Source organism: Thalassospira sp. CH_XMU1458, assembly GCF_037027205.1.
Classification (GTDB): Bacteria; Pseudomonadota; Alphaproteobacteria; order Rhodospirillales; family Thalassospiraceae; genus Thalassospira; species Thalassospira tepidiphila.
On sequence record NZ_JAYMDW010000001.1, the window covers coordinates 1140188 to 1157421 of the forward strand.

Consider the following 17234-nt stretch of genomic DNA (forward strand, 5'->3'; position numbering starts at 1 on the left):
TCCGATGACCGGTGCTGATCAGCCACATGTTCTTGTGGTCGATGATGATGACCGTTTGCGTGACCTTCTTACCCGCTATCTGGGCGAGAACGGCTTTAACGTATCTGCCGCACGAGATGCGGCGAATGCGCGTGCCAGCCTGTCGGGATTGCAGTTTGATCTGATCGTTCTTGACGTTCTGATGCCCGGCGAAAAGGGCGTTGATCTGGCGCGCAGCCTGCGGGACGCCGGATCAAAGGTTCCGATCCTTCTACTTACCGCACTGTCCGAGACAGAAGACCGCATCGCAGGTCTTGAAGCCGGGGTGGATGATTATCTGGCCAAGCCGTTTGAACCGCGCGAACTGGTGCTTCGTATCGAGGCAATCCTGCGTCGCTATGGCGAGCTGCCCGAACCGGAAGACTCAGGATCGCCAGACCCATCCGACAACACGGCATCCTTTGGCGCGTTCCGGTTTGATATGACACGCATGATCCTGCAACGCGGGGACGAGCATATCTATCTTACGACGGCTGAGCAGGCCTTGCTGACAGCGCTGGTGAAGCGGCGGGGTCAGACCACATCGCGTGAGCAACTTCAGGGCATGATCAGCGGCAATGCCATTGATCCTAGCGCGTCACGCAGCATTGATGTGCAGGTCACCCGCCTTAGGCGCAAATTCGAAGAAGACCCCAAGCAACCAAGATACTTGCAGACAGTACGTGGTCAGGGCTATGTCCTGTATACGGATTGAGGAACGCAAAATGAGCGACCATGAAAACGGACAGGGATAAGCAGCGTGGGTAGCGAACAGAACGGACGGATCAAGTCGTTGATGCCGACGGGGCTTTTGGGCCGGTCGCTTCTGATCCTGATGACGCCGATGCTGCTTTTGCAGATTGTTACGGTGCTGATCTTCTTTGAACGGCATTGGGACACAGTTGCCCGCCAACTCAGCCGGGGGCTTGCCGGGGATGTTGTTTTCGTGATCGACTATCTGGGCCAGTATCCTGATCCGGAGCATTACGAGTGGATTCAGAACACGGCACGTGCACGCATGGAGCTCGACCTGTTTTTCGAGCGTGACGCGATCCTTGAACGTCAGATTACGGAACCGCCCTTTGGTTTGGTGTCCGAGGAATTGTATGTCGCCCTGGATGAACGCCTGCAGCGACCGTTCTTCTTTGACCTTGACCTTGATGACCGCAAACTTGAAATCCGCGTACAGCTAAAAGACGGGGTGATGTCGATCATCGCCCCGCGCAAGCGCCTGTATAATTCGACCACCTATATCTTCTTTATGTGGATCGCGGGGTCTGCCTTGATCCTGTATGGGGTGGCGGTGATCTTCATGCGCAATCAGGTCCGCCCGATCCGTCGTCTGGCAAAGGCCGCCGATCAGTTCGGGCGCGGGGTTGATGTGGATAACTTCAAGCCCGAAGGCGCGGCCGAGGTGCGTATGGCGGCGACGTCGTTTATGTCGATGCGTGATCGCATCGGGCGGCATTTGTCGCAACGAACAGCCCTGCTTGCCGGGGTGTCGCATGATTTGCGCACGCCCTTGACCCGTATGAAGCTTGAACTGGCCATGCAGCAGAGCTCGCCCGGTGTTGATGCCCTGAAACAGGATGTCATCGATATGGAGCGCATGGTCGATGCCTATCTGGCCTTTGCACGCGGCGAAGAGGGTGAAAAGGCGGTTCTGACCGATATTGGCAAGCTTCTGACCGATCAGGTTGGCGAGGCGTTGCGTGACGGGCAGCAGATTGATCTTCATATCGAAGACAGCCTTGAGATGGAGCTGCGCCCGCAATCGATGAAACGTTGCATTGCAAACATCATGTCCAATGCCGGGCGGTATGCGACAAACCTGTCGGTGCGTGCCGGGCGTCGGGGGCAGGATTACGAGATTGTCTTTGACGATGATGGTCCCGGCATTCCGGCCGACAAACGCGAAGAGGTCTTCAAGCCGTTTTACCGTCTTGAAGAGTCGCGCAATCAGGCGACCGGCGGGGTTGGCCTTGGCATGACCATCGCACGTGATTCCGCACGTGGTCACGGTGGCGAGGTTCTGCTTGAAGATGCGCCGGGCGGTGGGCTTCGCGTGCGGTTGGTTCTGCCGATCGGGCATTAAGGTCTGAGTATTAAATTGCAAAAGCCCCGCCATTGAACGGCGGGGCTTTTTGTTTGAGCGGTGCGGGTGATCAAAAGAAGGTCGCGATTTCCGAGAGGTCCTTTTTCTCGGTTGCATGGACCGGGATGGTGGCATCTGGTGCCGGGTAGCCGGTGACCAGCAGGATGTAGGGCTTGTTATGATCCGGGCGACCGCAGATATCGGTCAGGAAGCTCATCGGGTTTGGCGTGTGGGTCAGGGTGGCAAGGCCAGCGCGGTGCAGGGCGGCAATCAGGAAGCCCGTGGCGATGGAGACGGATTCCGGCACGTAATAGTTTTTGCGAAGTTTGCCGTCGGCAGATGTGCTTTTGCGTTCACCAAAAATGCAGATCAGCCACGGGGCGGTTTCCAGAAACGGTTTGGCGTCATCTGTGCCCAGCGGTTTGAGGGCATCGAGCCATTCTTCGCCAGCGCGTCCTTCATAAAAAGCGCGTTCTTCTTCCTCTGCCGCCAGACGGATTTTGCGTTTCATCGCCGCATCGCCGATCACCGAGAAATGCCACGGTTGATGGTTTGCCCCGTTTGGTGCGGTGCCCGCAGCACGGATGCAGGTTTCAATAATGTCGCGCGGCACCGGGCGGTCAGAGAAATCGCGCACGGTATGGCGGGTTTTGATGTCGTCGTAAAATTCTTGCGCGCGGGTGCGCATTTCTTCCACGTCATATTCCTGATAGTCGGGCAGTGGAATGGGAATGAAATCTGTGGTCAGAGGCTTGTTTGACGACATGGCGCTTCCTGATTGTTTTTGTTTATGGATATAGCCTGATCTTATGAAGCGTTGATCTGTGCGACAAGGCCAAACGCCAATAGACACACAGACGTGAGAGACGAACAATTACCTACCAACATCGCCCGCATTCATTGCGATGTGTCATTGCATGAAGTGGCAGGCGGGCTTATCAAATCATACAGAGATTGGTTGGCGTGGAACCAACTCGTTCCAGGGGCGGGTGGAGCGCAAAAGGGTATTTCACACTAAATATACATAAAATTATGTAATTCACAAAAAATGACAATAAATTTTGATTGTTTGCTTGCGATATACGCTTGATTGATGTTAAATCTCGGCAACTTGGCATGGAATGCGTGCCGGGATATATACTCCGTGTTTCCCGCCACGGTTCCACACTCAGACAGACGAAACGGATTGATGTAGCGTTATGGCCAGCAATTTAAACGAAGAAACCGTCACCTATGTCCACCACTGGACTGACACTCTCTTCACGTTCAAGACCACCCGTGATCCGGGCTTCCGATTCATCAATGGTCAGTTCGCCATGATCGGCCTCGAAGTTGATGGCAAGCCGCTTTTGCGCGCCTATTCGATGGTCAGTGCGAATTATGATGAAGAACTTGAATTCTTCTCGATCAAGGTGCCGAACGGTCCGCTGACATCACGTTTGCAGCACATCAAGGTTGGCGACAAGATCCTGGTCGGGCGCAAGCCGACCGGAACCCTGATCCATGACAACCTTTTGCCGGGCAAGAACCTGTGGCTGTTGTCGACCGGTACGGGCCTTGCACCGTTCATGAGCGTGATCCGTGATTATGAGACCTATGAGCGCTATGAGAAGGTGATCCTGGTGCATGGTTGCCGCGAAGTCCGCGAGCTGGCCTATCAGGAATTCATTCACAGCGAACTGCCGAACAACGAATTCTTCGGTGAAGATGTTCAGAACAAGCTTCTGTATTATCCGACCGTCACCCGTGAAGAGTTCAAGCATCAGGGCCGTATCACAGAACTGATGGAATCGGGCAAACTTTACGACGACCTTGGTCTGGAAAAGCCGACACTTGAAAACGACCGTTTCATGCTGTGTGGCAACCCGCAGATGATTGCCGATACCCGCAAGATGCTTCTTGAGTGGGGTGGCAAGGAAGGCAACATGAACGAACCGGGCCACTTCGTCATCGAAAAGGCGTTCGTCGAGAAATAAGTATCCAGCCACATTTTGGCCGAAAGATCAGAAGGCAGCATCCGTCGGGTGCTGCCTTTTTTGTTTGGGCGAAATCCGGGGATTATACCGGGTTGTATACGTAGGTATATATACCTCCCCAAATGGGGATGTCTGGAATTTTCGCAGTCGCGTAATTTGAGCTCATGAAGCGTCAGGTTTGGAAACTTGTTCAATGTCCTGGTGCGGTGTCAATGGAGACAGAAATGGGCTTTTTCAGTATTTTCAAACGTTCCGGTTCCCAGAGTGCTGCCATGACTTTGGATGCGCTTGAGCAATCACTTGCGGTCATTGAATTTGATCTGCAGGGCAAGATCCTGCGCGCGAACAAGAATTTCCTTGATGTTATGGGTTATGAGCTTTCCGAGATCGTCGGAAAGCATCACGCAATGTTCGTGCCCGAGGAAATTCGCAAGAGTCCGGATTACGATGCCTTTTGGTCTGATTTGCGCAAGGGGTTCTTCAAAAGTGCCGCATTCCCGCGCATTACCAAAACCGGCGGACGTGTCTGGATCGAGGCAACCTATAACCCGGTGCGCGACAGCAAGGGCAATGTTACCAAGATTGTGAAATTTGCATCTGACATCACCAAGCGTCAGGAAACCATGGCAGATTTCGAAGGCAAGGTGAATGCGATTAATCGCAGCCAGGCCGTGATCGAGTTTGACCTGAATGGCTATGTCCTTGATGCCAATGACAACTTCCTGTCCGTGATGGGCTATCAGCTATCAGAAATTGTCGGTAAACATCATCGCATGTTTGTTGATCCTGATTATGCAAATAGCCGTGACTACGTCGATTTCTGGCGCGAACTCGCCAAAGGTAACTTTACCTCGCAGCAATTCAAACGATTTGCCAAGGGTGGCAAGGAAATCTGGATCGAGGCATCCTATAACCCGATCTTTGATGCCGACGGCGTGCCGTACAAGGTGGTGAAATATGCCAGCGACATCACAGAACAGGTCAAACTTCTGACAGACCTGAAACAGATGATCGACAGCAACTTTGGCGACATTGACCAGAGCCTGGGTGAGCTGGAACAGCGTTCCACGGTCGCGCATTCAAGCTGTGAAGAAACATCTTCGAATGTGCAAACAGTTGCTGCGGCGGCTGAAGAGCTTGCTGCATCTATTGCCGAGATTTCTCGCAGTATGGCAGAGGCGCGCGCATCAACCGATCAGGTGTTTGAAAAATCCATCGCCGCAGGCGCATCAACTGAAAAAATGAGCGAAGTCGTTACGGCGATGAGCAGCATCATTGATGTCATTCAAGGTATTGCAGGGCAGATCAATTTGCTGGCACTCAACGCGACGATTGAATCCGCCCGTGCTGGCGAAGCAGGCAAAGGCTTTGCGGTTGTCGCCAATGAAGTCAAAAACCTGGCCAATCAGGTTGCCAAGGCCACCGAGCAGATTACTGGCGAGATCGAAGGTGTCCAGAACATTGCTGGCGAAGTCGCCGGCGTGCTGGGTTCCATCCGGACCGAAGTTGAAGATGTGCTGAACAATGTCACCACGATTTCCTCGGCCGTCGAGGAACAGAGCGCTGTGACCCAGCAGGTTTCAAGCAACATGCAAAGCATGGCAAATTCTGTTGAGCAGTTCGCAAGCAGCGTGAACTTTATCCGCGATGCGTCCTCGATCGTGTCGGGCAGTGTCGGGCGGACCCGAGAAGCAGCACTGGTGCTTGCGCGCTAAGAGCCTCAAGCCCAAAGCTCAGACCATTTTGAACAAAAGAGGCAGGATGCTTTTGCATTCTGCCTCTTTTTGTTTGTGTGCATTGCTATGAAATTTATACCAAAATATATACATAGGTATGTTCACCCTCCCCAAATGGGGATGTCGTATCGGTCATGGCCGGGCGATAGTCGGCACATCAAATGAACCCGTTTAGCGTAGTTGCGATATGCCGGAGTTGTCCATGAATTCACTGACATCCATAACTGTTGAAACCGCCGATGAGTTCGATGACGTTTTCGGCTTGATTGACGCATCGTTTTCTGTTGCGGAGCTGGACCTGACGGGCAATGTCATCAGTGTAAATGACAATTTCCTTGCATTGACCGGATATGACGAAGAAGAGGTTCTCGGCCGACATCATTCGATGTTTTTGTCGGACGATGTGGTTGAGGCGGCCGAGTACGGTCTGTGTTGGGTTGATTTGCGGGCCGGTAAATCCAAAAGTGTCATATTGCCGTGGATCACCAAGACCGGGGAGCGCAAGTGGGTTGAAGAAACCGTCGGTCCGGTGAAAGATCGCAATGGCAAGGTCATCCGCATTGTCCGGCTTGGCGTTGATGTCACTTGGCGTCATGACAGTTTGGCCGACCTGCAAGGCAAAGTGGATGCGATTGAACATAGTCAGGCCGTGATTGAGTTCGACACCAAGGGCAACATCCTCACAGCCAATTACAATTTCCTCGTCGCCATGGGTTACGGCCTGTCGGAAGTGGCAGGCAAACATCACAGCATGTTTGTTGATCCCGAATATGCCGCGAGTGCCGAGTACCGTGCATTCTGGCGAGCGCTGGCAAAGGGCAAAAACAGGGCCTGCCAGTTCAAGCGTTTTGGCAAGGACGGTCGCGAGGTCTGGTTTGAAGCAAGCTATAGCCCAGTTTACGGGGCCGACGGGAAAGTGTGCAAGATCGTCAAACTTGCCAGCGATATTACCGAACAGGTCACGTCACTGGCTAATTTGAAATCGACACTTGAAGCCGGTTTCGACGAAATTGATCAGACCGTTGGCAAGCTTGACCAGCTTTACGAGGATGTTGCGGCGTCATGGCGTCAGGCGCATGCGCATCTGGAAGTCAGTGCGATGGTTACCGGACGGCTTGTCAGCAGTGTGGATGAAACAGCCCAACGCATGACCGAGCTGCGATCGGTTGCCGATCACGCATTCGATCATGCAATCGAAAGTGACGGGGCGATTGCATCGATTGAAAAGGCAATTGATGTATTGCGCGACTGCGCACGCGATGATCCCGCCATTATTGAGCAGGTCGAAGTTTTGGAAAAATGCGTCGGTGAAACGGCACGTGTTTCGACAGCTGTCCGGGGGGATCTAAAGGCGATGCTCAGTCGGGTGGCGGTGGTGTCACTGGCTGTTTCACAGCAAGCTGAAATCACCCATCAGGTCAGCAGCGAGATGCGCGGCGTACAGACTTCCCTTGAGACATCCCAGCGTTCGTTCAACGACATGATCAAGGCCTCAGAAGATATTCCCCTGATTGTTGGTCGAACGCGTGAAGCATCAGGCATTTTGGCACGCTAACCCTGCCGGGAGCGTGACACGAGCGGGAAAAGGGCGGGTATCGCAATGACGATATCCGTCCTTTTCTTTTGTGGTTAAAACAGGCGCGACCCGTTTGGCACATCCTGATCCGGGCGGATCAGAACGATACCCTTATCGTCATCCCCGTCCGGAAAACCAAGACAGAGGAATTCCGACATGAAGGGGCCGACCTGTTTTTTGGGGAAATTGACAACACCGGCGACCTGACGGCCGATCAGCTTTTCGGGTGTGTAGTGTTTGGTGATCTGGGCAGATGTTTTCTTTGTCCCGATCTCGGGCCCGAAATCGACCCAGAGCTTCAGCGCTGGGCGGCGGGCCTCGGGAAATTCCTGGGCGTCGATCACGGTGCCGACCCGGATATCGACTTTCAGGAAATCATCAAAACTGATTTCAGTGCTCATAGCTGTCTCCTTATTTTGGAGTCAGCTTAGTAAGATCGAATGTTTCTGGTAAGCCCAAACCATCAACGCGATATGAATTCCGGAGTTTGAGCAAAAACGCGTGATTGGGGACAGGGGCCACAAAAGAAAAATGGCAGGACCATAAGGCCCTGCCATCAAGTAGATTACGGGAATTTAACAGCCAAAGCTGTTATTTCGAAGCTGCGGTCTTTTCGATAGCAGCTTTGAATTCGTCAAGGGATTCGGTAAAGCGAGTCTGCAGAAGAGCAAGAGCTTCTTCCTGTGACTTGGTTACCAGACCTGACAGTTCCTTGGCATTTGCAAGGGCTTCTTCGTAAGCCGTTTTTGCAGCTTCGGTCTGTTTTGCAGCCGAAGCCATCGGGTCGTCAGCGGAAGTAGCAGCGAAATCTTTGCCCTGGGTCTGAACTTTATCCAGCAGCGTTTTGAAGATCTCGCTCTGGCGCTGAGCGACAGCCTGGAAACCGTCGAAGGCCACCTTGTTGGCTTTGGTGAGGGCTTCCACGTTTTTACGCTGGAAAGCCATCATTTCGTTCACGTCTACACCCGGAACTTTGAAATCCGCAGTGTATTTGGTGAAGTCGAGATCAAAGAACGGATTGGTTGCCTTTTTTGCGGCGGTCATGGTTTGCACTCCATTAGTTTGCGACAGATATGCAATGAGGCGCTATTGTGCGCCGCACAAATTCAACTGCAATATGCCGGAATGATCGCCTGTCGTCAAGGATTATTTTGCACTGCACAAAAACTTATAGGTTATTGTTTTATGTCAAAATCATAACCTTGGGTGTATAGCCGGTTTTTGCGTTTCAGATCAGGGAATTAGGTGTTGGCCGTGGTTGACGTCGCCTGATCTGATGGGGCATCGGCAGGGCTGTTATCGCCCGGGGACGGTGATTTTTTGATCGAAAAAGTCTGGCACCGTTTCCTGATTTTACCACAAATCGATGATGCTTTGCCAAGACCCTTTTCAACCTGACGGTCCCAATTGGCGGCCTTGGAAAGTTCGCGATCAAGATAGGCCATGGTCGGGCCAAAATCGGTGCTGTCGTCATCAAGCCAGTGTTTGAAGGTCTTGGCATAAACGGCTGTCAAGCCCGCAACCCGCATGCTGCCATGCAGGCCCGCTGTTTGAAAACCGGCGGCCTCCAGCATCCAGCGCATGGCGCCAAAATGGGTCTTGATTGCCCGCAGCCCGTCGGCCGGGCCAAGGTCCCCGCCGGCATTGATGATCGATCGCAGTGCCGGGCGGTAATCAGAGAGGATATCAAACCGTGCCATGATCACCGCAATCAGGCGGTCATGACCGGGTTCGTTGAAATCCTCAGAGTCGATGTCGGCCAAGACTTCGCGGTCAACGCGTTTGACAAAGCGACGCAGAAGATCGCCCTTGCTGCTGCAATGGTCATAACATTCGGCAACCGAAACGCCGGCTTCGGTGGCGATATCAATCAGGGTGACATCATGCCAGTCCTTTTCTGCGGCCAGTTTCAGGGCCGCATCGATCAGGAGATTGGGGATATCCTTTTTGGGTGGCATGATGTTCTCCTTGGGTTGGGTGCCTTCGGTCGTAGGCGGGTATTAGCCTGCCAGTTCCTTTGACCGATCACGGGCAGCGGCGACCGCGCGTGTCATCAAATCGGGCAGGCCGGTTTTCGGATCCATCAGAACATTGAGTGCGGCCGCCGTTGTGCCGCCGGGGCTTGTGACATTCTCACGAAGCGTTGCGGCACTTTCTTCGCTGGCATCGAGCAGGAAGCCCGCACCCACCACAGTCTGGCGGGCAAGGGTCATCGCCTGATCGGCCGGAAGGCCGGCGGCCTCGCCCGCCTGCGCCATGGCTTCGACCAGATGGAAGATATAGGCAGGCCCGCTGCCCGACAGGCCGGTGACGGCATCCATCAGGCTTTCATCCTCGATCCAGGACACCATGCCGACGGCTTCAAGCAGGGTCTGGCACATGTCGCGCTGGGCGATGCTGACATTTTCGGTCGGGCACATCACGGTCATGCCACGTGACACAGCGGCGGGCGTATTGGGCATGGCGCGTACGATGCGGGCATGTTCGCCGAGGTGGCTTGTGAAGAAGTCGATGGTTTTGCCTGCGGCGACGGACAAAAAGACCGTTTCGGCGCGCACCAGCGGTTTGTAGGCGTCAATCAGATCGGGCAGGACCTGTGGCTTGACGGCAAACAGCACAACCTGCGGAATGAAGTCTTCGCGGATGTGGTCAATATCGGGAACGCCATTGATGCCGTATTGCGCTTCGAGCTTTTCAGCCGTTTCGCTCTGTTCAACGATAAAGACGTTCGATGCCTGAAGCCCGCGGGCCAGCCAGCCTTCGAGCATGGCACTGCCCATCTTGCCACAGCCAACCAGCAAAAGACGCGTATTCATAAATTCTGCTCCGCTTTATCCATCGGGTTTGGTTGATCGTGGGGGATCAACGCACATGATGCAATGCCGTAGCGATCTTCTCAAGGTGGGTCAAGTCAGCGCAGAGGGCAAGAGGGGCGTGCAAACAGTCCGTGTTTGCAGGCTGTTAGCCTTGATTAGGATGCTTTGGCTGAGAAGGGGCGGCTTTGCGGAATTTTCTGTTGTGATAGGCGGCCGGGAAAGCCGGTTTGCCGGTTTTGTGTTGAATTGGCGTCTGGCGGCAAAGGCCAAAAAAAATCAGCCGAAAAAGACAAAGGACGGCGATGAGGCCGTCCTTGGCAGGTTGGATGGGCTGATGTGATTAGGCCTGACCGGCAGGTTCGAGCATCGCGTGCATCAGGGCTTCGTCCGGGGTTTTCCCCTGGCCAAGCACAAAGTTAAACGCCGGGAAGAAACGTTCGCATTCCGAAAGCGCGATATCGATCAGTTCTTCAAACTGTTCGACCATCGGCGGGACATCGCCGCCAAACAGCAGGGTATGGCGGAACAGCGGCATGTTTTCTTCAAGCCACAGACCGAAATGCCCGATCCAGAGTTGCTCGTTACATTTGGCAACCAGTTCGTAGATGCGCGGGCGCAGCGGTTCGGGCACGAACAGATCAAAGCAGCACGCGATATGAAGCGCCTCGGCATCTTCACGCCAGGTGAAATAGACCAGATAGGTGCACCAGTGGGCCGGAATTTCGACCACAATCTCGTCCGAGCTGCGGCGTTCCAGATGCCACTGGTTGGTGCGGGCGATATCCTCGACCAGGATCAGCGGGTTTTCATCGCCGATGTCGCCGATATCTTCCATTTGGTCGTTCATTAATACCCAGCCTGTTCAAGCATGTGCGAAAGGGCGCGCACTATATGCCGGTGAACGCTTTGTTTCAACCGCTGCTGCGCGCAGGACAGCAATGAATATTCGGATCATTGTCACCCGGCCTGTTTGCCGGGTCCATTTGATCGACCGTCAAGCGGCCCTGCTTGTGACAGCAAATGCTGGCGCAGGCGCATAAAACGCCCGCGTCATTTCGCATATATGGGAATTATATGGGGATGGTTGCCCCGATCAGGCGTCTTTTTTTGCCGCCGTTTTGGGGGCGGCCTTCGGGGCAGCCTTGGTCGTGCTGCGTTTGGCGGCCGGTTTCTTGGCCGGCTCAGTTGCATCAAGACGCTTTTCAAGATCGGCAATCTTGGCTTCGAGCGCATCAATGCGTTCTGCGGCACGGACAGCAACATCGTGCACGACGTCATATTCCTCGCGGGTGACCAGATCCATATTGAGCAGGATCTTTTCAAACTGCTGGCGGATCATGGCATCTACTTCGCCTTTGACACCGGTCATGGTGCCCAATGCGGAATTGGTGACACGGGTCAGGTCATCGAGAATGCGGTTGTTGATCTGCATAGTGGTCTCCGGCTTTTTGAATCTGTTGTTGGGCATAATATGGCGCATCATCGGCTCAGGGCAAGCCGCACGTCATGAAGCGGACGTGACGATAGCGTTATTTTGCATGGCTTTTCTTGCTCCAGATCAGGGGCGGTCTTATAAAGTGTCGACAAACGTGATCAGTCGTCTGGGCCCATCGGGGCAGGGCGGCCCCGTCAGGAGAATGCAATGCTTATCGTCACTGGTGGTGCCGGATTTATCGGTTCCAATATTGTTGCTGCCCTTGAAGAGCGTGGCGAAACCGACATTGTTGTCGTTGATCGCCTGCGCGATGGCATCAAATGGAAAAACATCGCCAAGCGGAACCTGCGTGACATTGTTCATCCCGATGAACTGCCGCATTTCCTTGAAGAGCATGCCGGCAATGTCGAGGCGATTTTCCATATGGGCGCGATTTCCGCGACCACGGAAACCGATGCCGACAAGATCGTTGTCAACAACCTGAATCTGACCGCCTGGCTTTGGGAATGGTGTTCGCGCCATTCATCGCGCCTGATCTATGCATCGTCGGCGGCAACGTACGGCGATGGCAAGCAGGGCTTTGATGACAGCTTTGATGACGCCGATCTGGCGAAACTGGCACCGCTCAATGCCTATGGCTGGTCCAAGCATGCCACCGATCGCCGGTTCCGCCGCATTCTCGATCAGAACGGGTTCCGTCCCAAACAGTGGGCGGGGCTTAAGTTCTTTAATGTCTATGGCCCGAACGAGTACCATAAGGGCGGCATGCGATCCGTGGTGTCGCAACTGTTTGACAAGCTGTCGGCGGGCGAAACCGCAACCCTGTTTAAATCGCATCATCCCGATTACGAAGATGGTGGCCAGTTGCGTGATTTCGTCTGGGTTGGTGATGTGGTCGACATCATCATGTGGCTTTATGACAACCCGCAGGTCAGCGATCTTTTCAATATCGGTACCGGCAAGGCGCGCAGTTTCAAGGATCTGGCACTGGCAGTGTTTAGCGCCATGGGCAAGGAGCCCGATATCAAGTTCGTGCCGACGCCTGAATCGATCCGCGACAAGTACCAGTATTTCACCGAAGCCAATATGACCAAGCTGCGCGAAGCGGGGTATGGCAAGGAAATGACATCGCTTGAAGAAGGCGTGCGGTCCTATGTGCAGGATTATCTTGCGACCGAGGATCCGTTCCGCTGAGTGTCGCCTGCATGGTTCGGGGTGGGTTTGCCATGATGCTGCCCAACTCCTTTGCGACCTCAGAGCAGTCTTATCATCAAACCCAATCTGCTGATCCGGAGTATTCCAGATGCTGAGCCTTGCCTTTCCGGCGATAGACCCGATTGCGATTTCCATCGGCCCGATTGCCATTCGCTGGTATGCGCTGGCTTATATTGCCGGTCTGCTGCTGGGCTGGAAATATGTGGTTTATTACTGCACCAAAACGCCCAACATCATGAGCAAGCGCGATGTTGATGATTTGCTGTTCTGGGCGACGCTGGGTGTGATCCTTGGCGGGCGGTTGGGCTATATCCTGTTTTACAATCTGGATTATTATCTGGATAATCCGGCCAATATCCTGAAGGTCTGGCAGGGCGGTATGGCGTTCCATGGCGGGTTCATGGGCGTAATTGTTGCGATCATTCTGTTTGCCAGAAAGCGCAATATTTCGATCCTTGCCGTTTTGGATGCCGCCGCGGTGGCGACCCCGATTGGGCTGTTCTTTGGCCGGATTGCCAATTTCATCAATGGCGAGCTTTATGGCCGCACCACCGATGTTGCGTGGGGCTTCGTATTCCCCAATGGCGGTCCGGAGCCGCGCCATCCAAGCCAGCTTTATGAAGCAGCGCTTGAAGGTCTGATCCTGTTTGTTGTGCTGTTTATCCTGTCGCGCAAGGCGTTCGTGCGCCACCGTCCGGGGATCCTTGGCGGGACGTTTGTCGCGGGCTATGGCATTTCGCGCATCATCGTCGAATTCTTCCGCCAGCCTGATGCGCAACTGGGTTACCTTGCCGGGGGCATCACCATGGGGCAGGTCCTGTCGATCCCGATGGTGCTGGCCGGGATTGGCTGCATTGTCTATGCGCTGAAATCCAAGCCGATTGAGACCCGCATTCACCCCAAAGAAGCCGAAAACGCGTAATTATGAGTTCTGCGACCGACAGCCCGCTTTTGGCCCATATCAAACGCCGGATCAATGTATCGGGCCCGATCACCATTGCCGATTTCATGACCGAGGCACTGGCCCATCCCGAGCACGGCTATTACCGCAAGCAGGACCCGTTCGGGCGTGCCGGTGATTTCATCACCGCACCGGAAGTCAGCCAGATGTTTGGCGAGTTGATCGGCCTTTGGGCGGCGGTCACCTGGCAACAGATGGGCAGCCCGCCGAAAATCGATCTGATCGAATTGGGGCCGGGGCGTGGAACATTGATGTCGGACGCGCTGCGGGCTGTGCGCAATGTGCCGGGCATTGGCGATGCATTGACCGTGCGGTTTGTCGAAACCAGCCCGGTTTTGCGCACCCATCAACAAACATCGATCATGGCGTACGGCATTCCCGCCACCTGGCATGAAACGTTTGATGACATTCCAACCCGCGCCAACGTTCCGGCGATTGTGATTGGCAATGAGTTCTTTGACGCGCTGCCGATCCGTCAGTTCGAGCGCGGCGAGAAAGGCTGGGCCGAGCGGCTGGTTGGGCTTGATGCCAAAACCGGCGAACTTGGTTTTGTCCGGGGTGCCGAAACACCGATCACCGATGCGTTGATCCCGGCCACCATGCGTGGGGCCGCGAAAAAGGGTGATATCTTTGAAAGTTGTGCCCCGGCAATTGCCATTGCCGATCAAATCGCACGGCGTCTGAACGAGACGGGTGGTGGGGCCCTGTTTATTGATTACGGTCATCCCGGCAGCGCGTTTGGCGATACGTTCCAGGCGTTGAAGGGCCATGAATATCACCCGGTTCTGAGCGATCCGGGCGATGCCGATCTGACCGCGCATGTTGATTTTGCCGCCATCGGGCGGGCGATGAATGAGGCGGGGGCACGCACCGGTGCTGTTCTGACCCAAGGGACGTTTTTGCGGATGCTTGGCATCGAACAGCGGGCCGAGCATTTGAAAACCAGTGCCGATGATGCCCAGAAAACCGCGATTGATCAGGCGTTGTCGCGGTTGATTGATGCCGATCAGATGGGAACGCTTTTTAAAGTTCTGATCGCGTATGGTCGCGATACCACGCCACCGCCTTGCGTCAGTGGCGTGGCGGGCTAAATTGATTGCGACCGGAACGGTTTTGGGAACGGAGCAGGCCAGCATGACACATCCGATCAGCCAGGTTACCAACGGGATCGAACGCAGCACCAACGGGCTGACCTGGTTTGAAGCCGGGAACCTGTCGGACAAGGACGGCCTGCGCCACGGCTTCCTGAGCCGCAAGGGCGGGGTCAGTGATGGTATCCACGGCGGGCTTAATGTCGGTTTCGGGTCCGATGACGATAAAGACCGGGTGGCTGAAAACCGCGCCCGCGCAGCATCCGCATTTGACACCAGCCCTGATCGCCTGACCACGGTGTATCAGGTGCATGGCATTGATGTGGCCGTTCTGGACAAGCCGCTTTCACGTGACGAAGCGCCCAAGGCCGATGCCATGGTGACGGATCGCCCGAACATCATGCTGGGTATTCTGACTGCTGATTGCACGCCGGTTCTTTTTCATGATCCGGTGGCCGGTGTGATCGGGGCCTGTCATTCCGGCTGGCGCGGATCGCATGGCGGGGTCTCGGCCAGTACGGTGGATGCGATGGAAAAACTGGGTGCCAAGCGCGAAAACATTCACGCCGCTGTTGGGCCATGCATTGCGCGCAAATCCTATGAAGTTGATGGCACATTCCGCGATACCATCCTTGCCGGACCGGAAGGCCAGGAAGACCTGTTTGATCCGTCGTCGCGCGACGGGCATTTCATGTTTGATCTGCCGGAATATGTCCGCCGCCGGACGATTGCCACCGGGGTTGCCTCGGTCGAGCTTGTGGCGCGCGATACACTGGCCGAGGAAGATCTTTTTTACAGCTATCGCCGCACGACGCTTCGTAAGGAGCCCGATTACGGTCGGCAGCTTTCGGCGATCATGTTGACAGAGGCGTAGGACCCCGGGGGATATGCCATGCCACATCTGATAATGCTTTTTTTCTTTATGATCATCGCGACCATGGTTGGTTGCGTCATCATGTGATGGCGTAAATCCCGTTTTAGAAGTGCCCCTATGAAGTCTTTCCTGCGTTCTGTTGTTTTGGTTATTGGTCTGGCTGGGTTGCTTGCGGCCTGTGGCGATTTGCCGCGCCCGTTCGAGGGGGCAGGTCGGGCCGGGGATCCGGCATTGCTTGAGCTGCGTGATACCGGCACCGTGCGCGTGGAAAATACCGAAGACCTGCCCGAAGGGGCATCTGCCCATCTGGCGCGTGCGATGGCACGTGCCCTTCGTCTGCGTGATATTCCGGCCTATAGCGAATCTGATACGGGCGGGGATTACATTCTGCGCCCCAATGTTCAGGCCAGCCTCAGTGATACCGGTGCCGATCTTGATATTACCTGGGTTCTGATGCGCCCGGACGGGCTTGCCATTGATACCACACGGTCGACCGGCGAACTGGCCGCCGATCAGTGGTTTGCCGATCAACCCACGGGGCCCGAGGAAAGCAACCTCGCCATCCCGAAGGAACTGGTTGATAAAGTCCGCGAACTTGAAGGCAAGGCCGACGATCCGGTGGCGAAAACCTATGAGGGGCTGGTCGCGCAACCCGCCGATCAGATTGCCTTCATGATTACCGGCGATCGGTCTTCGTTGCGGGCAGCGCCGCTTATGAAGGTCGCGCTCATTGATTTTGCCGGTGCGCCGGGCGATGGCAATACAGCCCTTGCACGGTCGGCCGGGGCATTGTTGAAGGCGCGCGGGATCACGGTCGATAACCGCGAGATGGATGAAAACAGTGTCATCCTGTCTGCCACCATTGATGTCAGCCCGGTTACGGAAGAAACCACCACGCCGCTTGATCGTGTATCGATTGAATGGATCATCATGGAAGTCGATGGCACGGAACTGGGCCAGATGAACCAGAACAATGTCGTCCCGCGCGGCCAGCTTGATGAAAGATGGGGTTCGGTGGCGTCCCTTGCCGCCCAGGCGGCGGTTGAAACCCTTGAAGGTGTTCTGGGACAGATCGCAACCAGCAAGAAGCTTCAACTGCGTCCCGATAACAGGACAGCTTTGGCGCGTTGATTGCCGTTGTGATCGGTGATGCCAGAGGCTGATGGGCCGGACATGCATGACTGCCTTGTCGTTATTCGGCATTGGGCCCATTTACAGACTGTTAACGGCTGGTTATAAAGCCGCCGCGATCTGCCGGTATGCAGAAGTGTCAGGATTTGGTCTTTGAGTGTCGTGAAGGCGTCGTTGATTGGTCGGGAAATTCCCAGTTTCCGGGCTGTTGAGCGGCAAGGGCAACAAAAGGCTAGGGACGGCTATCTGTTCGGATCGGAGTCGCGCGAGTTTTGTTTAGTTATTCGCTTTCCCGGCACCCATTAACCGA

General features: G+C 54.9%; 18 protein-coding genes. 11 read left to right on the plus strand and 7 right to left on the minus strand.

Annotation, left to right across the window (positions count from 1 at the left end; all coding sequences use genetic code 11):
- The first annotated feature begins 4 nt into the window (after positions 1 to 4).
- Both WBY09_RS05195 and WBY09_RS05200 read left to right on the plus strand, forming a co-directional pair.
- Positions 5 to 733, plus strand: coding sequence for a response regulator (locus WBY09_RS05195; protein WP_336232151.1), 729 nt, complete (start codon positions 5 to 7; stop codon positions 731 to 733).
- 45 nt (positions 734 to 778) lie between these two features.
- Positions 779 to 2113, plus strand: coding sequence for an ATP-binding protein (locus WBY09_RS05200; protein WP_336232152.1), 1335 nt, complete (start codon positions 779 to 781; stop codon positions 2111 to 2113).
- Between the two features lie 70 nt (positions 2114 to 2183).
- Here WBY09_RS05200 and WBY09_RS05205 read toward each other — a convergent pair whose 3' ends face one another.
- Positions 2184 to 2879, minus strand: coding sequence for a nitroreductase family protein (locus WBY09_RS05205; protein ID WP_336232153.1), 696 nt, complete (start codon positions 2877 to 2879; stop codon positions 2184 to 2186).
- Between the two features lie 433 nt (positions 2880 to 3312).
- On the opposite strand from WBY09_RS05205, the gene WBY09_RS05210 reads away from it, so the two are divergent.
- From WBY09_RS05210 to WBY09_RS05220, 3 genes are all read left to right on the plus strand, one after another.
- On the plus strand, positions 3313 to 4089 hold the full coding sequence (locus WBY09_RS05210; protein ID WP_063088712.1) for a ferredoxin--NADP reductase: 777 nt from the start codon (positions 3313 to 3315) through the stop codon (positions 4087 to 4089).
- Positions 4090 to 4313: 224 nt separating this feature from the next.
- Positions 4314 to 5804, plus strand: coding sequence for a methyl-accepting chemotaxis protein (locus WBY09_RS05215; RefSeq protein ID WP_336232154.1), 1491 nt, complete (start codon positions 4314 to 4316; stop codon positions 5802 to 5804).
- Between the two features lie 223 nt (positions 5805 to 6027).
- Positions 6028 to 7380: a PAS domain S-box protein gene (locus tag WBY09_RS05220; RefSeq protein WP_336232155.1), complete on the plus strand. Its 1353-nt coding sequence runs from the start codon at positions 6028 to 6030 to the stop codon at positions 7378 to 7380.
- A gap of 74 nt (positions 7381 to 7454) precedes the next feature.
- Here WBY09_RS05220 and WBY09_RS05225 read toward each other — a convergent pair whose 3' ends face one another.
- The 4 genes from WBY09_RS05225 to proC all read right to left on the minus strand — a co-directional run bounded on the left by WBY09_RS05225 (position 7455) and on the right by proC (position 10217).
- Positions 7455 to 7802, minus strand: a complete 348-nt coding sequence (locus WBY09_RS05225) for a tRNA-binding protein (protein ID WP_063088715.1) — start codon at positions 7800 to 7802, stop codon at positions 7455 to 7457.
- Between the two features lie 190 nt (positions 7803 to 7992).
- A complete protein-coding gene (locus tag WBY09_RS05230) occupies positions 7993 to 8445 on the minus strand; it encodes a phasin family protein (RefSeq protein WP_063088716.1) in 453 nt (150 codons plus the stop codon).
- A gap of 197 nt (positions 8446 to 8642) precedes the next feature.
- On the minus strand, positions 8643 to 9359 hold the full coding sequence (locus WBY09_RS05235; RefSeq protein ID WP_336232156.1) for a TetR family transcriptional regulator: 717 nt from the start codon (positions 9357 to 9359) through the stop codon (positions 8643 to 8645).
- A gap of 42 nt (positions 9360 to 9401) precedes the next feature.
- A complete protein-coding gene (proC, locus tag WBY09_RS05240; RefSeq protein WP_336232157.1) occupies positions 9402 to 10217 on the minus strand; it encodes a pyrroline-5-carboxylate reductase in 816 nt (271 codons plus the stop codon).
- A 55-nt stretch (positions 10218 to 10272) separates the two neighbouring features.
- Between proC and WBY09_RS05245 the strand changes: the two genes are divergently transcribed.
- Positions 10273 to 10557, plus strand: a complete 285-nt coding sequence (locus WBY09_RS05245; protein WP_336232158.1) for a hypothetical protein — start codon at positions 10273 to 10275, stop codon at positions 10555 to 10557.
- Here WBY09_RS05245 and WBY09_RS05250 read toward each other — a convergent pair whose 3' ends face one another.
- Positions 10558 to 11064 carry a YbjN domain-containing protein gene (locus tag WBY09_RS05250; RefSeq protein WP_120224348.1) on the minus strand — a complete coding sequence of 169 codons (507 nt, stop codon included), beginning with the start codon at positions 11062 to 11064 and terminating at the stop codon, positions 10558 to 10560.
- A 246-nt stretch (positions 11065 to 11310) separates the two neighbouring features.
- Positions 11311 to 11649 (minus strand): accessory factor UbiK family protein, encoded by a 339-nt coding sequence (locus WBY09_RS05255; protein WP_336232159.1) that lies wholly within the window; start codon positions 11647 to 11649, stop codon positions 11311 to 11313.
- Between the two features lie 210 nt (positions 11650 to 11859).
- Here WBY09_RS05255 and rfaD point away from each other — a divergent pair, with 210 nt between their 5' ends.
- The 5 genes from rfaD (at position 11860) to WBY09_RS05280 (ending at position 16924) form a co-directional block, all read left to right on the plus strand.
- Positions 11860 to 12846: an ADP-glyceromanno-heptose 6-epimerase gene (gene rfaD / locus WBY09_RS05260; protein ID WP_336232161.1), complete on the plus strand. Its 987-nt coding sequence runs from the start codon at positions 11860 to 11862 to the stop codon at positions 12844 to 12846.
- A gap of 109 nt (positions 12847 to 12955) precedes the next feature.
- On the plus strand, positions 12956 to 13789 hold the full coding sequence (gene lgt / locus WBY09_RS05265; protein WP_174713872.1) for a prolipoprotein diacylglyceryl transferase: 834 nt from the start codon (positions 12956 to 12958) through the stop codon (positions 13787 to 13789).
- A 2-nt stretch (positions 13790 to 13791) separates the two neighbouring features.
- Positions 13792 to 14919 (plus strand): class I SAM-dependent methyltransferase, encoded by a 1128-nt coding sequence (locus WBY09_RS05270; protein ID WP_336232164.1) that lies wholly within the window; start codon positions 13792 to 13794, stop codon positions 14917 to 14919.
- Between the two features lie 43 nt (positions 14920 to 14962).
- Positions 14963 to 15793 carry a peptidoglycan editing factor PgeF gene (gene pgeF, locus WBY09_RS05275; protein WP_336232166.1) on the plus strand — a complete coding sequence of 277 codons (831 nt, stop codon included), beginning with the start codon at positions 14963 to 14965 and terminating at the stop codon, positions 15791 to 15793.
- A 117-nt stretch (positions 15794 to 15910) separates the two neighbouring features.
- Positions 15911 to 16924: a hypothetical protein gene (locus WBY09_RS05280; protein ID WP_336232167.1), complete on the plus strand. Its 1014-nt coding sequence runs from the start codon at positions 15911 to 15913 to the stop codon at positions 16922 to 16924.
- Positions 16925 to 17234: the final 310 nt, after the last annotated feature.

Excerpts from the sequence above, each read along its gene's own strand:
- WBY09_RS05195 (WP_336232151.1), top strand. The coding sequence starts at position 5 with ATGACCGGTGCTGATCAGCCACATGTTCTTGTGGTCGATGATGATGAC.
- WBY09_RS05205 (WP_336232153.1), bottom strand. The coding sequence starts at position 2,879 with ATGTCGTCAAACAAGCCTCTGACCACAGATTTCATTCCCATTCCACTG.
- WBY09_RS05210 (WP_063088712.1), top strand. The coding sequence starts at position 3,313 with ATGGCCAGCAATTTAAACGAAGAAACCGTCACCTATGTCCACCACTGG.
- WBY09_RS05215 (WP_336232154.1), top strand. The coding sequence starts at position 4,314 with ATGGGCTTTTTCAGTATTTTCAAACGTTCCGGTTCCCAGAGTGCTGCC.
- WBY09_RS05220 (WP_336232155.1), top strand. The coding sequence starts at position 6,028 with ATGAATTCACTGACATCCATAACTGTTGAAACCGCCGATGAGTTCGAT.
- WBY09_RS05225 (WP_063088715.1), bottom strand. The coding sequence starts at position 7,802 with ATGAGCACTGAAATCAGTTTTGATGATTTCCTGAAAGTCGATATCCGG.
- WBY09_RS05230 (WP_063088716.1), bottom strand. The coding sequence starts at position 8,445 with ATGACCGCCGCAAAAAAGGCAACCAATCCGTTCTTTGATCTCGACTTC.
- WBY09_RS05235 (WP_336232156.1), bottom strand. The coding sequence starts at position 9,359 with ATGCCACCCAAAAAGGATATCCCCAATCTCCTGATCGATGCGGCCCTG.
- proC (WP_336232157.1), bottom strand. The coding sequence starts at position 10,217 with ATGAATACGCGTCTTTTGCTGGTTGGCTGTGGCAAGATGGGCAGTGCC.
- WBY09_RS05245 (WP_336232158.1), top strand. The coding sequence starts at position 10,273 with ATGATGCAATGCCGTAGCGATCTTCTCAAGGTGGGTCAAGTCAGCGCA.
- WBY09_RS05250 (WP_120224348.1), bottom strand. The coding sequence starts at position 11,064 with ATGAACGACCAAATGGAAGATATCGGCGACATCGGCGATGAAAACCCG.
- WBY09_RS05255 (WP_336232159.1), bottom strand. The coding sequence starts at position 11,649 with ATGCAGATCAACAACCGCATTCTCGATGACCTGACCCGTGTCACCAAT.
- rfaD (WP_336232161.1), top strand. The coding sequence starts at position 11,860 with ATGCTTATCGTCACTGGTGGTGCCGGATTTATCGGTTCCAATATTGTT.
- lgt (WP_174713872.1), top strand. The coding sequence starts at position 12,956 with ATGCTGAGCCTTGCCTTTCCGGCGATAGACCCGATTGCGATTTCCATC.
- WBY09_RS05270 (WP_336232164.1), top strand. The coding sequence starts at position 13,792 with ATGAGTTCTGCGACCGACAGCCCGCTTTTGGCCCATATCAAACGCCGG.
- pgeF (WP_336232166.1), top strand. The coding sequence starts at position 14,963 with ATGACACATCCGATCAGCCAGGTTACCAACGGGATCGAACGCAGCACC.
- WBY09_RS05280 (WP_336232167.1), top strand. The coding sequence starts at position 15,911 with ATGAAGTCTTTCCTGCGTTCTGTTGTTTTGGTTATTGGTCTGGCTGGG.